Raw genomic sequence first — 16,639 nt, forward strand, 5'->3', positions numbered from 1 at the left:
CCCTGAAAGCAAAAGATCGCAGCCTTCGGCAGCTCCTACAGGAAAACACATTCCAATGTAGGAGCTGCCGAAGGCTGCGATCTTTTGATTCTGTGGCTTCAGACAATGCATTCATCACGGGAAAATGCATTGCCTGAATTGGAACTGCTGCGCAGTTCATCGGGGATAAATCCCCTCGCCACAGCGCCGTTTTTCTTCTCCGCAGCGGACACCTTACTCAGTAGTAGGCGTTTTCTTTCTGCGTGTGGTCGGTCACGTCACGAACGCCCTTCAGCTCTGGAATGCGCTCAAGCAAAGTGCGCTCGATGCCTTCCTTCAGGGTCACGTCCGCCTGGCCGCAGCCTTGGCAGCCGCCGCCGAATTGCAGAACGGCGATGCCGTCTTCAACCACATCGATCAGGCTGACCTGACCGCCGTGGCTGGCCAGCCCCGGGTTGATTTCGGTTTGCAGGTAATAGTTGATGCGCTCGTTGACCGGGCTGTCAGCGTTGACCATCGGTACTTTGGCATTAGGCGCCTTGATGGTCAGTTGGCCGCCCATACGGTCGGTGGCATAGTCGACAACGGCGTCGTCAAGAAACGCTTCGCTGAAGTGATCGATGTACGCGGTGAAGCTTTTCAGCCCCAGCGCGGTGTCTTCAGGTTTTTCTTCGCCCGGCTTGCAGTAGGCAATGCAGGTTTCGGCGTACTGGGTGCCAGGCTGGGTGATGAAGACGCGGATGCCGATGCCCGGGGTGTTCTGCTTGGAGAGCAGATCGGCCAGGTAATCGTGGGCGGCGTCGGTAATGGTAATAGCGGTCATGGAAACTCCTCGCAGGCTTGGGCGCAGTTTACGCCAATCGCTGCGCCGGACAAAGTCCTAGTATTTTTGTCGGGAAAGATTCTCGTCCGACTCGCCGTCGATGCGTGCCTTGAGCCAACGATAGCTGCGTTTTTCCACCCATTCGTAGCTCAACCACGAGCCGGCGCCAATCGCCAGCACACAGACGACAAACATAAGATACGGGTTGATCCCATAGCGCCGCGCGATAAAACCGCCCGCCGACAGCACCAGCACGTGCATCAAATACACCGAATACGAGCAGTCGCCGAGCAGTTTCAGCAGCCGACTGCGCTCGACATAACGCTCCAGCGCCATGCACGACATCACCAGCACCGCACTCGGCACGCCCCAATTGAGCAGGCGAGGCGCCGGCGCCAGGTGATAAATCGCCAACAATGCGGCGACGATCCCGGCCAGCGGCAGCCATAGACCGGCGCCAATCCAGCCCCGACGATGGAGCATGCCGATGCCGATCCCCAGCAAAAACTCGTAGACGATGTCCGAACGATAAAATTCGCTGATCCAGCCAAACCCTGTCCAGGCCTGACTCACCGCAAACAACAGCGCCGCGACCACCAGCAGGCGCACCTGCAAGCGGAACAGCAGCGCCCAGGCAAACAACACGTAGAAGAGCATTTCGTAATTCAGCGTCCAGCCGACATTCAGCGTCGGGTAAATGCCGTAGCCGCCGGGGTTTTCAGTCGGGATGAACAGCAACGACAGCAGCAGATGGTTCCAGTCCACCGTTTGATCGGGCAATAGCGGCTGGGCAAACACCACCAGTAACGCCATCAGCACGGTGTACAGCCAATACGCCGGGACGATACGGAACAACCGGTACAGCAGAAAGCGCGCGGGCGGCAGCGGTTTGTTCTCGGTGGAGAGGAAAATCACCAGACCGCTGATGACGAAGAAGATATCAACGCCCACCGCGCCTTTGTCGATGAACAACTGGCCGATCGGCCCGCGTGCTTCGAAATTGAAAAAAATCTGCATGAAGTGATGGCAGACCACCGTCCACGCGGCAAACGCACGCAGGGCCTGCACTGAAATCAACATCGCCCGCTCCCGTCCACACCCTCAAATCCAGCACCGCCCCAACGTCATCCGAATACTTCGATATGGCGCTGAATTCATGTAGGAGCTGCGGCACGCTGCGATCTTTTGATTTTCAAGGTCAAAAGATCGCAGCCTCGTTGCACTCGACAGCTCCTACAGGGGTTTTGCGGTGTTGCTTATGGGTGGGACAGCGGGTCGGCCGCAAAAGATCAAAGATTCTCGTAGCGGTTCATGTCCAGCACGCCCTCTTCCACCGGGTCGGTTTCGTGCAGGTACTGGCTCAGGTCGTGGAAATAGAACCAGAACTGCGGGTGACTGCGGCGGATGCCCCAACGTTCGACGATTTTCTCGAACCGGTTGGCGTCCTTGGCATTCTCCATCGCGTCGACGAAGTCCGGCACCTGCTGCGCCGGAACGTTGAAGATGAAATTCGGGTAGCTGCTAAGCACGCCCGGATAAACAGTCAGCGTGTCCAATCCGGGCTGATAGCGCAGCGACTCACCGAGCAAAAACGCCACGTTGCTGTGCGCGCGGTTGCGCAACAGGCTGTACACCTCGCGTTTGCCGCTGGCGGTTTCAACGCGCAGCATCGTTGCTTCCGGCAACTGATCAATCACCTTCAAACCGGCGGCCGGGCGTGAGGTCAGGCGGCTCAACGCCTGTTCGGCATTTTGCAGCGCTGGCTCAATGTTCGGCCGCGAGCAATAAGCGCCGTCGCAGCGATTGATCGGGTCGGGGCGCGCATTCAAGTCGCCGTAACGCGCCAGCAACTGCATGGCGAAGTCGTATTTCGGGTCTTTCTCGTTGAGTTTCAGCGCGGTTGGCTTGTCGTCATCGATGGCTTCGTAATCGAGCCACATCTTGAACTGGCCGCTGTTCTGGTACCAATCGTCCAGATAGTCCTCGCGCGAATCGGCCGGCATCAGGCGCAAAAAATTCTGCTCGGCGCCGTTGCGAATCAGGTCGAAATACAGGCGAGTCTGCGCCTGGTGGGAGACGTTGCCGAACACGTCGAAATTGACCGCCAACTGGTAATACGTGCGTTCAAGCAGCGGATAGTCGAACAACCACATCGTCTGCGGCACTTCGCCGATCAAGCCCTTGGTCACCGAAGCACTGTCGAAGTGGCGGAAAATGCTCAGCAGCGCGTTGTCGTTGCCGGCCCACAGCGTCGACCAACTCGGCGCAGGGACTTCGGCATAACTGTCGCGACGCAACGCCTCGTATTCATTACGTTTGTCGCGATAGTTGTGCCACAGGCTCAGGACGCTGCCGACATCGTCGTTCTGCCCCGGCATCGCCAGCAATGGCGTGGCCTGGCCGCGATAGTTCGGGTCGGTGATGTACAGGTCGTGTTCCGGCGCCTGGAACAGCGCCCAGAAGTTGTCGCGGATCACGTCGGTGGCGATCTGCCCGCGGCACACCGGCCCGCGAATAAACGTGCGGACAAAGTATTCGGCGTTATCGAGCATGAACTGGTAACGCGCCTGCGCCGGAATCGCCTCAAACGTGGCGAACGGGTTGGCGCGGCTCTGCGGGCCGTAGCCCGGCAAGGCATTGACCTGCCAGTTGCCGCTGTAGAACAGACTCTTGACCCGCGCCATCTTCGCCGCGCTCAGCGGATAGGTGATGTGGGTCTTGTGCACGATCACCCCTTGCACCGGCCACAAGCGGTAATACACCTGCGTGCCGGGATCGTCGTTCGGGCGACGGGTGGCGATCAGGTCGATCGGCTGGCCAGTCGGTGTGCGCGAACGCACCCACTGGAAGAAATGCCCAGGCTCGCCGTCCTTGAAATAAAGGTGCGCGAGGAACAGATGCTCGTACAACCAACGGCCGACCAGGCTTTCGCGGGCACCGGGGCTGTTGAGCAGATTTTCCCACTGGACGATTTGCAGGGATTCTTTAGCGCTCGGCGCCAGGCCTTGTTCGTCGATCGGTGCACCGGAGGCGAGCCAGCGTTGCAAGGTCTGGTATTGCTGATCGGTCAGGCCAGTGACTGCCAGCGGCATGCCCTCTTTCGGGTGCGCCCCGGCGTAACCTTCGAATTCGGCGGGCATAGCGCACTGGTTTGCCCGATTCAGACCCAAGACGATGTCTTCGGGAAGTTTCGCGTTAGGCGTCAGCGGCGTCGTGTGCCCCAATTCCAGCATCCGCGCCATCAACGCTGCTTGGCTGCCTTGGGCGTCGAGTACCGAATAGAAGTCCTTTTGCTGCCAGGCGCGCTTGCCGAAGGCGTCGTAAAACAAGCGAGTGGTCGGCGCCGCGACAGTGCGCTCGCCGTCATACACCGGCATTTTGCTCGCACCACGGGCTGCGCCCTCGCCACTGCCGAGATTGAGCTGGCAGGCGGAGTCGTAGCACGCATGACAGGCCACGCATTTCTCGGTGAAGATCGGCTGGATATCGCGGGTGTAGGAAATAGAAGGGGAAATCGAAGGAGAAATGGCCGGTGCAGCCGCTGGCTCTTGCGCCATGGCGCCCCAGCAGAGAAACAGCAACACAAAACCCATGACGCGGTAAGACATGCTGCTGATCCCGATTTTATAAAAAAACGCCGCGATTCTACATTATGACGCCCGCACCAACATGAGCGATATTCATGCAAAAGCGCCGCATGCTCCAAAACCGCACAGGTTTGTTATGATCCCGCTCCTTCGTAATGGTCTTTCCGAGTAGTCCAAATGTCCGATCGCAGCGTCCGTCTTCAAGCTCTCAAGCAGGCTCTCAAAGAGCGCATCCTGATACTCGACGGCGGTATGGGCACGATGATCCAGAGCTACAAGCTCGAAGAGCAGGATTATCGCGGCAAACGCTTCGCTGACTGGCCGAGTGACGTCAAGGGCAACAACGACCTGTTGGTCATCACCCGTCCCGACGTGATCGGCGGCATCGAGAAAGCCTATCTGGATGCCGGCGCCGACATCCTCGAAACCAACACCTTCAACGCCACGCGCATTTCCATGGCCGACTACGGCATGGAAGAACTGGCCTACGAATTAAACGTAGAAGGCGCGCGCCTGGCGCGCAAGGTCGCCGATGCCAAGACCGCCGAGAACCCGGACAAGCCACGTTTTGTTGCCGGCGTGCTCGGCCCGACCAGCCGCACCTGCTCGCTGTCGCCAGACGTCAACAACCCGGGCTATCGCAACGTCACATTTGATGAGCTGGTGGAGAACTACACCGAAGCCACCAAAGGTCTGATCGAGGGCGGCGCCGACCTGATCCTGATCGAAACCATCTTCGACACCCTCAACGCCAAAGCGGCGATCTTCGCCGTGCAAGGCGTGTTCGAAGAGCTGCACATCGAACTGCCGATCATGATCTCCGGCACCATCACCGATGCGTCTGGCCGCACCCTGTCGGGCCAGACCACCGAAGCGTTCTGGAACTCGGTAGCGCACGCCAAGCCGATTTCCGTCGGCCTCAACTGCGCACTCGGCGCCAGTGAATTGCGTCCGTACCTGGAAGAGCTGTCGAACAAGGCCAGCACCCACGTGTCCGCGCATCCGAACGCCGGCCTGCCGAACGAATTCGGCGAGTACGACGAACTGCCGTCGGAAACCGCCAAGGTCATCGAAGAATTCGCCCAGAGCGGCTTCCTCAATATTGTCGGCGGTTGCTGCGGCACCACGCCGGGGCACATCGAAGCCATCGCCAAAGCCGTCGCCGGTTACGCGCCGCGGCAGATTCCGGACATCCCCAAGGCTTGCCGCCTCTCGGGTCTGGAGCCGTTCACCATCGATCGCAGCTCGCTGTTCGTCAACGTCGGCGAGCGCACCAACATCACTGGCTCGGCGAAATTCGCCCGGCTGATCCGTGAAGACAACTACACCGAAGCGCTGGAAGTCGCCCTGCAACAGGTCGAGGCCGGCGCGCAGGTGATCGACATCAACATGGACGAAGGGATGCTCGATTCGAAGAAGGCCATGGTGACCTTCCTCAATCTGATCGCCGGCGAACCGGACATCTCGCGCGTGCCGATCATGATCGACTCGTCGAAATGGGAAGTCATCGAAGCGGGCCTGAAGTGCATTCAGGGCAAGGGCATCGTCAACTCGATCAGCATGAAAGAAGGCGTCGAGCAGTTCATCCACCACGCCAAACTGTGCAAGCGCTACGGCGCCGCCGTTGTGGTGATGGCGTTCGACGAAGCCGGCCAGGCCGACACCGAAGCGCGCAAGAAAGAGATCTGCAAACGCTCTTACGACATTCTGGTCAACGAAGTCGGCTTCCCGCCGGAAGACATCATCTTCGACCCGAACATCTTTGCCGTCGCCACCGGTATCGAAGAACACAACAACTACGCTGTGGACTTCATCAATGCTTGTGCCTACATCCGCGACGAGCTGCCGTACGCGCTGACCTCGGGCGGCGTGTCCAACGTGTCGTTCTCGTTCCGGGGCAACAACCCGGTGCGCGAGGCGATCCACTCGGTGTTCCTGCTGTATGCGATACGCGCGGGCCTGACCATGGGCATCGTCAACGCCGGTCAGCTGGAGATCTACGACCAGATCCCGCAAGAGTTGCGCGACGCCGTTGAAGACGTTGTGCTCAACCGCACGCCAAACGGCACTGACGCCCTCCTCGCCATCGCCGACAAATACAAGGGCGACGGCAGCGTCAAGGAAGCCGAGACCGAAGAGTGGCGTAGCTGGGAGGTCAACAAGCGTCTGGAGCATGCGCTGGTCAAAGGCATCACCACGCACATCGTTGAAGACACCGAAGAGTCGCGCCAGTCGTTCGCCCGCCCGATCGAAGTGATCGAAGGCCCGCTGATGTCCGGCATGAACATCGTCGGCGACCTGTTCGGCGCCGGCAAAATGTTCCTCCCGCAAGTGGTGAAATCCGCCCGTGTGATGAAGCAGGCCGTAGCGCACTTGATCCCGTTCATCGAACTGGAAAAAGGCGACAAACCGGAAGCCAAGGGCAAGATCCTCATGGCCACCGTGAAGGGCGACGTGCACGACATCGGCAAGAACATTGTTGGCGTGGTGCTCGGTTGCAACGGCTACGACATCGTCGACCTCGGCGTGATGGTGCCGGCCGAGAAGATTCTGCAGGTGGCCAAAGAGCAGAAGTGCGACATCATCGGCCTCTCCGGTCTGATCACACCGTCGCTGGATGAAATGGTCCACGTCGCGCGTGAGATGCAGCGTCAGGACTTCCACCTGCCGCTGATGATCGGTGGCGCGACCACCTCCAAAGCGCACACCGCGGTGAAGATCGAGCCGAAGTACAGCAACGATGCCGTGGTTTACGTGACCGACGCTTCCCGCGCGGTGGGTGTGGCGACGCAGTTGCTGTCGAAAGAATTGAAGGCCGGTTTCGTCGAGAAAACCCGTCTGGAATACGTCGATGTCCGTGAGCGCACCGCCAACCGCAGTGCTCGTACTGAACGCTTGAGCTACGCAGCGGCCGTCGCCAAGAAGCCACAGTTTGACTGGGCGACTTATCAGCCAGTCAAACCAACCTTCACCGGCAGCAAGGTGCTGGACAACATTGACCTGAAAGTCCTCGCTGAATACATCGACTGGACGCCGTTCTTCATCTCCTGGGACCTGGCCGGCAAATTCCCGCGCATCCTCGAAGACGAAGTAGTCGGTGAAGCCGCCACCTCGCTGTACAAGGATGCACAGGAAATGCTCGCCAAGCTGATCGACGAGAAGTTGATCAGCGCCCGCGCGGTGTTCGGTTTCTGGCCGGCCAATCAGGTGCATGACGACGACATCGAACTGTACGGCGATGACGGCCAGCCATTGGCCAAGCTGCATCACCTGCGTCAGCAGATCATCAAAACCGACGGCAAACCAAACTTCTCGCTGGCCGACTTCGTTGCACCGAAAGATAGCGAAGTGACTGACTATGTCGGTGGTTTCATCACCACCGCCGGCATCGGTGCCGAAGAAGTGGCCAAGGCCTATCAGGACGCTGGCGACGACTACAACTCGATCATGGTCAAAGCGCTGGCCGACCGTTTGGCCGAAGCCTGCGCCGAATGGCTGCACCAGCAAGTGCGTAAAGAGCACTGGGGTTACGCCAAGGACGAAACCCTCGACAACGAAGCGCTGATCAAAGAGCAATACAGCGGTATCCGCCCTGCCCCGGGTTATCCGGCCTGCCCGGATCACACTGAGAAGGCCGCGCTGTTTGCCTTGCTCGACCCGGAAGCCGAAGAAATGCGTGCCGGTCGCAGCGGTGTGTTCCTCACCGAGCACTATGCAATGTTCCCGGCGGCAGCGGTCAGTGGCTGGTACTTCGCGCATCCACAGGCGCAGTACTTTGCAGTGGGCAAAGTCGATAAGGATCAGATCGCCAGTTACACCTCGCGCAAAGGTCAGGAGCTGAGCGTGACCGAGCGTTGGCTGGCGCCGAATCTGGGCTACGACAACTGATCAACGCAGCTTGAAAAAAACCTCGGTAGACCGTCTGGCTACCGAGGTTTCATGCCCCTCTCTTACACGCTGAACTGTTGCCGTTCAGTGTTCGTCAGCTCCAGCAACAAACCGGTTTCCTGGGTTTTGAACTCTACCTCCAGCGCCCCGACTTCCGCCAGGTACGCCTCGGTTATCTCTGTATAACGATCTTCCAGCTCGCCCTGAATTTGCGCCTGTTTGTCCTTTAAGTCGGCGAATCGCCTTGGGTATTTGCGCTTCAATTGGGCGATCCAGTAATCGCGCGTGACCAGATCCTCCATGAAGTCAGCAGACTGCTCGGCCGCCATCACTTCGGCGTAAGCGGCATCCAGAGTGGCGGCGCTGACGTTGCCACTGTAGAGCATGTCTTTTGGCTGCCCCGGCAATTCCAGCCTGTCGCCCAGACCAATCCGATAAGCCAGCCGGACTTCCGCCGGATCCGGTCTGCCGCCTAGCGCCTGGCGTTGCAACACGTCGCGATTGGCGATTTTTTCAATTCGACCGAGACGAAACAGCTTTCTGCCCAGTTTGAACAGCACACTGTCCTGCTGATTCAGGGGCGTGGATTTCACGGTTTCGAACTCGAAGACCTTCACCTCAATGTCGCTGAATAACAGGATGCGCCCGTCACCACAGGTCTGCGCCGATTGCGCCATCGCAAAAACCGTGCGCCTCAAGTTTTCATCGCTTTCGGCGGCTTTCAACACCCGATGTACACGACGAGTGAGGTCAGTGCGCCCAAGCGCAAAGTCCTTGGTGCCCTCCATACGGTCGAGCAGATTGAAGAACGCCGCACTGTCAGGCTGCTGCTTAAAATCGCCCCAGATTCGCGTCAGCTCTTGGGCGTCATTTGACGCTGGATCGATCCAGCGGCGGCGGGCCTCGTCACCGGTGACATGGTCGACATCCACCTCTTCATCACTGAGCGGCGAGGTATCACTGCCGAAAATGCTTTCAGTGTCCTCACTGTCCAACACCTCGTCGAGTTCCTCGGCAGACCAGCCCATGATTGTCTCACCGGGATTAATCTCGTTGCGCAGCATTATCAGGCTCTGCCCGTTCAGACTGTCATTGCTCGACAAATCCACGCCTTCACGCAATCGGCTGTAGCGCTCACTCATCAAGGCCGGGGGCACGGCTTCGAGCATGTTGTCTCGCAGATTGAGCGTTGTGAGCGAAGGCAGTTCGAGCACTCCTTCGGGCCACGCTACCAGTCGATTGGTTTGCAGATTGAGTACCTCAAGCTGGGCGAGTGGACTGACGTCCAGCGATTCCAGCCAGTTGTGCGACAGGTTCAGCGACTGCAACTGAGTCAACGTCGCAAGTTGCGTTGTCAGTTGCGGCGTCGATCTCAATTGGTTTCCCGACGCCGACAGGCGCTTGAGATCATGGATCGCAAAAACAGGCGCGGGCAGGTTCGCCAGAAGATTGCCGTTCAGCTCCAGTGTATGGATGCCTTGGAATGCCCCGAGAAAACCGTCCAGGCCATGCTCGCTAATAAAAACCTTGTTCAGTTTCAATGTGCCGACATGAGAGAAATCCCCTGCCAGCGTCGGCAAATCGCCTAAGGGATTCTCGGACAGATCAAGGGTGAAAACGGCGCTACCACGTTCCGCCGCAGGTACTCCCCGCAGATTCTGACGCCAGCACGCCAGTATCTGATCGGCGGCTTTGCGCCGCTCCACAGCGCTGACCCAGAGCGGCAGACTCATTTCCCTCAACTGAAACGGCGGCTGAGTGATCCATTGATTCAGGGATTCGGTCAACGCCTGAAACTGCTGGTCCCAATCATCCATCCGGGCGAACAACGCTCCAGCTCCGTGACTCAGTGTCAGATCATCAACCGCCTGCAACGCCTCGGAGTCGCGCAGATCCGGGTCAAGCCTTTGCAGGCGTGCCTTGGCCGTCATTCTCGCCAACTGCTCTGCAGACTCCACTCTCAGCGGCAACAACAGCTCCGGAAACTGGCTGACCAATGGCGGAAAATACGCGGGGCCGCCCAGGGTGAAACCCTCACGCAAGTCAGTTCTGGAAATGCCCATTGGCGCAAATTCATGACTGTTGGCCAGCAGATCGTGTCGGGCCTTGGTCGTCAGTCGACATCCTCCCAGATCGACCTGGAGCTGGTCGTGCCCGCTGAACACGGTCTCGGGTACATTCACGACTGCGCTGTTGTTCAGCTCCAGCCGGGTCAGCGCAGGCAACTCCAGCACGCCCTCGGGCCAAGCGGCAAGCGCGGTGTGGCCCAGGCGCAAGCGCTTCAGCGCGCGCAAAGTCGTAACGTTCAGCGACTCGAGACGGTTGTAGCGCAAATCGAGGGTTTCCAGCCCTGACAATCCGTTCAAACGCCCCTGCAGCGAGGGCGTGATGGTCAGATAATTGTGCTGCAGCCCCAGGTCTTTGAGTTTTGTCAGTTGCTTGAGTGTCGAGGGCAAATCGAACAGCTGATTGCGGCTCAGATCCAGCGTGCGAACCTCGCTGAAGTGCGGCAGAAATTGATTCAAGGCATCAACCGGAGCCACCACTTCTGACAACCTGAGTGTCAGCACATGGGAAAAATCCGTGGCGGTCAACGCGGATAAATCAGGTAAGTCACCGAGTGGCGCCCCCGACAAGTCCAGCAGGGATACATTATCGGCCGCAACAACCGGCAAGGCGTGCGAGCTTGAAGATCCCGGTTGAGGTTCAGCACTGACAGGCACTTCCTCACTTATGCCGAAGCGTTCGCGCAACCCCTCTTGCCAGGATTCACGAATCAGTCGGGCCGTGTTGCGCCGAGCGTTCTGATCAACAGCACGGCCGTTGACGATGGGCGAGCGTTCCTGCCATTCGGTCAGTTGCCCGGACAATATCTGCATATCCCGGCGCACCGCATTAATGTGCTCGAGCAGTGCTCGGCCTGACAGGCCTCGCGCCTTCAGTTGCCTGAACGCGGTGGAGGAAAGATCGCTGCCGCAATCCATCGCTATCTGTAATGAATCCCGACTGTAGCGTTCGAGTATCTGCTCGCTGTCCAGCACATGCGCAGGATTGTCTCGGACGTATTCATAAGCGTTGACGAATTGTTCAACGTCGAGCCGCGCCCAGTTGAGATCCAGCCCTCGCCACAGTTTTTCGTGACCTGCAAACAACTCGGCAGGCAACGCCTTTATGTTGGCTTGTCGAAGGTTTACTTGCTCAAGCCAAGGCAATTCCAGAATACCTTTGGGCCAATGTTCGAGAGTACCCGCCACATTCAATGCCCGCAGCCGGGGCAATTGGCTGACATCCAGCTCGCTGGATATTCCGCGCAGCGTCAGGCTCTCCAATTGCGGAGTGACATTGACCAGCGACTGCGCCGCCACACTGAACTCGTTGCCGAGATTGCCACCCAGCAGCAATTCACGAATGCCGGGGAGCGTTTTGAGTTTCTCGGCCAGCCGTGCTGACTGGAGGGGATTCCAGACGTAAAGCTCAAGTGAACGGACGTTAGGAAACTGCCGCATCAACGATTCGCTGCTCTGACTGAGTAAACTTTCGACACTCAACTGCAGACTGCTGACGTGAGGGAAATGCGCTGTCAGCTCCGGCAACAAACCGGCGTTACCCCATTCCAGATGAATCCCGGCAGGGACGTCGACCAGCCCCCGCAGCCGCCAGGCGTCCTTGACCATTTGCGCCGTTTGTTGACGGGCCAACGACACGCCACCCTGGGCGCTCCACTGATCAAGTTCTATGGCGAGCGTCTCGTACTCCATGGCGCGCAGGTTGAGCAAATGCGCAATTTGCGTCTCGGTACTTCCACCCAGCAACAGGTGATCGATCATCATCTGCGCCGAGTCATCCGAAAAGTCCGGATAGAGGTCGCGTACCCTTGAGGTCAACGACGGGTTGACCATCGCGTCCGCACCACGGCCGCTCAAGAGGTAGCCAGTACGATTGTCCGCCAGACGTGACGGCGACCTGAACCGTCGGCTGGAAACATTCGGGAATAAGGTTTCGAGCATGTCCGCTCGATGCGCCAGAGCATATTGGCTCAGCGTTTTCTGCAACTCTGCGCTCCGCCAGACATCTGGCAGACCGAGTTTGATGCGCGCATTGTCCGGTAAGGCGTGCATCAACGATTGATAAAAGTTGTTGCCCTGGCGAGGCACACTGTTTAACGCATTGCCTTGGCTGTCGAAGGCCTGGAACTGCCCGGGTTGGTGATGTTGACCGCCGTCAGTGACCACGTATTTGACATCTTCGGCCGACTCGCTGCCGATACTCGCAAGCACCTTGCCGGTGCAGTCGTGTTGGCGCACTTCGAGACGCAATGATCGCGGCCAGCCTGGTTGTTTCTCCAACGCCTGCAACGCCAGACGCTGACTGTCGAAGGACGCCAGGCCTGGCAGTTGCATGCCAGCCAGCGCCCGGTTCATTCGCCCGACTCTGGCGCGAGTGCGCGCCTTGAGCAGAAGACTCACCGGCAGCCGCCCGCTACGTCGGTTAAACCGGCGCTCCTGAGCGGTGGCGGCATTCAACACCTCTTGTGCAGCGTCATTCGACAGGCTCGGGAAGCTGCTTTGCAGCTGTTTGATTTCAGGCGTTAGCGCCGTTTCGGCGGGAACACCCTCGTGAAACAGGCGCAAGGCATCGGACAAGACCGAGGGCATGGATTGGTGATCGACGTGCATTTTGCGCAGCACGCTGTCGTTGACCCCACTGATCCGCGCGATGTTCTCCAATGTTGCCGTATCCAGCCCATCGGTTGCGTGGCCCATGCGTCTGAGCAGCGTCGTACGATCCCATTGCAGCGGGCGTTCGAAATCGTGACGCCAGGCGCCCTGGCCATTGGAGCGCAGCGCTGGCTGATAGGCATTCGGGTTGCTCGGATGTTTGAGGCGCCAGCGGCCTAGGATCGCGTCAAAGGTTTGCTCATACACCTCACCGTCTACGCGAATGAACGTTCTACCGTCTACTTCATATTGCCCAAGACGATTGGGTTCAAGCGTGGACGGCAGCACAACCGAGCTTTTGTACGGCGCCAGGCCCGGCCGCCAGAGTTGCTCGTCACCAAACGGCAGTTTGACCTTGACCATGCCGTCGACTAACGGTGCCGAGAGGATTTTCGGCGCTTTACTGACAGCCGCGCCGATAACAGCCATAAACGCCAGGTTCGCTGCGACAGCGCTGAGATAACGCCATGCCTGATCACGGTCGCCAACGCTCCAGGCTTCCACGCCGTGATACACGTCCAGCGTCAACTGCACGGCCATCACGGCCATCATCACTTCGCCCAGCCCCGGGATAAAGAACGCTGCGACGTTCAATATGTTCAAGCCCCATTCGGCATAGCGCGCCAACCGCGCATACCAGGCGTCATGGTCGACCGTGGCGGTCGGCACCGCCAACTGTGCGGAGGACTCTTTAAGACGCGCCTCGTGGCGGCTGTACAACTCGCCGAACAAGTTTTCGTCAAAAAAACTTTCCGCCAGATCCAGCACCGGGTCGTCTCGATAAACCCGTTGATAAATTCCGTCGAGATGCCCAAACAGCGTTGGTTCCCGGTGCGGTGCGTCTGGATTCCATTTCAGCGTCTGCAACGCTGACTGAACGCTGCCAAGAAACCTGCCAGCGTCGCCATGCGGGATAAGACGTAAAAACGCGCGCTGATAGGCGTCGTCCCGCAGGCGCGACGCTAAATCCTTTTCGAAAGCCTTGAGCGACGCATATTCCTTGATCGGAGCCACCGGATCACCTGGTATGCAGACGATGATCCGTGAGTCTGTGTAAGCGAGCACGTTGAACAGGTTGGTACCGGGATTGCTCAAGCTCAGGTCAATTTTTTTCTGTTTGCGTCGATTCGCCCCCAGCACAAACATTTCGCTGGCAGGCAAGCCCAGTACATGCAGCTGGCTGAACACAACGGGTTCGCCATCCAGCGTCGTCGCCGGCTCTTCGTTAAGTACGCCGAGCACCGCCAGATAGGCGGTCGGGCTCAGCAGCGACTTCAGGCGAGCAATGTGCGCATGGGCCCTCAGGCTGTCTTTCCACGCTTCAATGGTCTGTGCCTTGACCGTTGCAGCGGTGTCGGCCGCATCAAATATTGCCGCCAAGTGCTGCTGATATTGCTTGCCGATATCCAGCTCACGGCATAACAGCGCAAAGTCGCCGGGCTTGATCGCCAGCTTCTTGATTCTGTAGCACTGGGAGTGGCCGAGTTTGGGGTAATACCAGCCATAAAGTCCTTGGTTTTCATCAACGATGGGCGCCCTCTCCCCCTGTTCCGCGATCATGTCTGTTTCAGCGAAGGGCTGCTCGTCGGCAAAATTTCGTAACGCCAATTGCAGCAGGTTTTGATCGGTGATGAGCCTGTTGCGGTAAAGCTCGGTGTAAAGCCAGGTGTTGGCCGTATCGACCTTGATGCCAAACTTTTCAAGCAGCGCGTCTTCAAGCAAGGGTTGCGCAAATTCGACCACACCCTTGAGCCCTTTGAGGGTTTTCGCCAGATTCTGACTGGACTCGCGGCTGCGTTGCTGACTGTCGCGCACGACTTGCCGTTGCACCTCGCTCAGCATTTCGAACCACTCGGGCAGTGTCCCTTCGGGCAGACCTCCGGGGGTTCTGGCCCGATCTAGTTGCCGGATGTTTTCGGGGCTGAAATGACGCAGCCGCTTGTGCAGTTTCTGTTTGACGAAATGCTTGTACAGGCCCTCCTCCCGGCCCGGTATGAGTGCTCGCATGTGAAATCCTGACGGCTTGTGAATGAGGCGTCAGTCAATCACCGGCGGCGTTGGCGATGGCGGTACATATGTATATGCCGTCACTTTTGTCAGCGACCCCCAGGCATTTAATTGTCTATGCTTGAATTTCACACTGTGATGGCGAGGGATTTATGGACGATCCAGTCGACAATAAACCGCCGACCTTCTGGCAGATGCTGCACAGCGTCATGGCAGCGGCGTTCGGGGTGCAAAGTGGCAAGAACCGGGCAAGGGATTTTACCCACGGCAAGCCCAGCCATTTCGTGGTGCTGGGCATTTTGTTCACGGCAGTGTTCGCCCTGACGCTGTTTGCCATCGTCAAACTGGTGCTGCATTTCGCCGGTGTCTGATGGCGTTCAACGCATCAGGGTTTGCAGATTGAACGGGTAGCGATAGGACGCAGGCCGATCCTTTGCCGAGAGTTTGCGAAAATTCACCCCGTAGTTCGGCGATTCACCCATGGCAAGCAGTTTTCGCGCGTGGGCGCTGTCGATCAGTTGCAGCAAGGGGATCTGTCGATCACGGCCGCCGTAGCGATTCAGATCCACGCCTTGCTCGACGTCGTGCAACTCGACCAATGCCCAGCCACCGAGCGTGAAATGCCCGCCGACCAATGCGCTCAGGCGGCCATCGACCAACGCCTGCAATGCCGCCGGTGAGGTGTTGGCCGCACTGAACAAGGCATCTTTGCCGGGCACCTTGCCGGTCTCGACATACGCGCGCATCGCCCCGAAGGCCATTTCATCATTGGCCGACCACACCAGCGAAACATTCGGATATCGGCCAAACAGTTGCTTGGCCTGTTCATAGGCGCGTTCCTGCGTCCAGCCGCTGTAGACCAGTTGCCGCAAACGCACCTGTGGATGCTCGGCCAGGGCTCGCTGCATACCGTGTTCACGCAGTTGCGCCGACGGGGTGATCTTAAGGCCGGAGAAGGCCAATACTTCAATCGACTCATTGCAAGCCACGGGCCGATGCAAACGAATCAGCTCCTTCATCATCAGGTAGCCGCCCTGCTCGTCATTGGGTACCAGGCTGCCGATCCGGTCACTGCGTTTGCCGATCAATGCCTCTTGATCGGCCGTCAATGCGGCGTTGACCATGAACAGCTTGACCCCGCTGTCCTGCGCCAGACGCAGGATCTGTGGCGCGACATATTGTTCGTTGACGAAAATCAGGTAGTCGGGCCGCGTCGCCCCCTGCAAAGCCACACGAGCCTGGGCCAGGGTCCGTTCAGGTTGACGTTGCGAATAGACAATCTGCAGGTCGATGCCAAGGTCACGCGCAGCCGCCTGCATGAATTGCGAATAGCTGACCCAGAACGCTTCCTCGGTCGAGCCTGGACTGAGAAACAGCACCGACTCCGCTCGCGCAGCGGTAGCGAAAGCCGCGCTGAACAGCAGCAGACTGAGGTGCAAAAACTTGAACATGAGTCATCCGGGCCCAAGGAAAAATGGCCGCGCATTATAGCCCTCGAACCACTGGCTATTGATGCCTGATCCCGTTTTTTGTCCGACAATCTGTCGAAAGCGGGCCCGGATGGGTCGTTTACTGATGACTGACCCAGAATACCGCCGTCCCTACGACCAAAATGATCAGGAACAGAATGGCCCACG

General features: G+C 58.5%; 7 protein-coding genes. 2 read left to right on the forward strand and 5 right to left on the reverse strand.

All coding sequences use genetic code 11. From position 1 onward, the window contains the following. Positions 1-217: 217 nt before the first annotated feature. From nfuA to EJA70_RS05185, 3 genes are all read right to left on the reverse strand, one after another. A complete protein-coding gene (nfuA, locus tag EJA70_RS05175; RefSeq protein ID WP_007912592.1) occupies positions 218-802 on the reverse strand; it encodes a Fe-S biogenesis protein NfuA in 585 nt (194 codons plus the stop codon). Positions 803-859: 57 nt separating this feature from the next. Then, positions 860-1,882 carry an acyltransferase gene (locus EJA70_RS05180; protein ID WP_158830031.1) on the reverse strand — a complete coding sequence of 341 codons (1,023 nt, stop codon included), beginning with the start codon at positions 1,880-1,882 and terminating at the stop codon, positions 860-862. A 209-nt stretch (positions 1,883-2,091) separates the two neighbouring features. Further along, positions 2,092-4,410, reverse strand: coding sequence for a fatty acid cis/trans isomerase (locus EJA70_RS05185; protein ID WP_158830032.1), 2,319 nt, complete (start codon positions 4,408-4,410; stop codon positions 2,092-2,094). Positions 4,411-4,566: 156 nt separating this feature from the next. Here EJA70_RS05185 and metH point away from each other — a divergent pair, with 156 nt between their 5' ends. Then, positions 4,567-8,277: a methionine synthase gene (metH, locus tag EJA70_RS05190; RefSeq protein WP_158830033.1), complete on the forward strand. Its 3,711-nt coding sequence runs from the start codon at positions 4,567-4,569 to the stop codon at positions 8,275-8,277. Positions 8,278-8,339: 62 nt separating this feature from the next. On the opposite strand, the gene EJA70_RS05195 is transcribed toward metH, so the two are convergent. Beyond that, positions 8,340-15,002, reverse strand: coding sequence for an NEL-type E3 ubiquitin ligase domain-containing protein (locus EJA70_RS05195; protein ID WP_158830034.1), 6,663 nt, complete (start codon positions 15,000-15,002; stop codon positions 8,340-8,342). A gap of 152 nt (positions 15,003-15,154) precedes the next feature. Between EJA70_RS05195 and EJA70_RS05200 the strand changes: the two genes are divergently transcribed. After that, positions 15,155-15,373, forward strand: coding sequence for a DUF2970 domain-containing protein (locus tag EJA70_RS05200; protein WP_008080467.1), 219 nt, complete (start codon positions 15,155-15,157; stop codon positions 15,371-15,373). 6 nt (positions 15,374-15,379) lie between these two features. Here EJA70_RS05200 and EJA70_RS05205 read toward each other — a convergent pair whose 3' ends face one another. Next, complete coding sequence (locus tag EJA70_RS05205; RefSeq protein WP_158830035.1) at positions 15,380-16,453, reverse strand: ABC transporter substrate-binding protein; 1,074 nt, start codon at positions 16,451-16,453, stop codon at positions 15,380-15,382. Positions 16,454-16,639 lie beyond the last annotated feature (186 nt).

Source organism: Pseudomonas sp. PB103 (assembly GCF_009764635.1).
In the GTDB taxonomy this organism is placed as follows: Bacteria; Pseudomonadota; Gammaproteobacteria; order Pseudomonadales; family Pseudomonadaceae; genus Aquipseudomonas.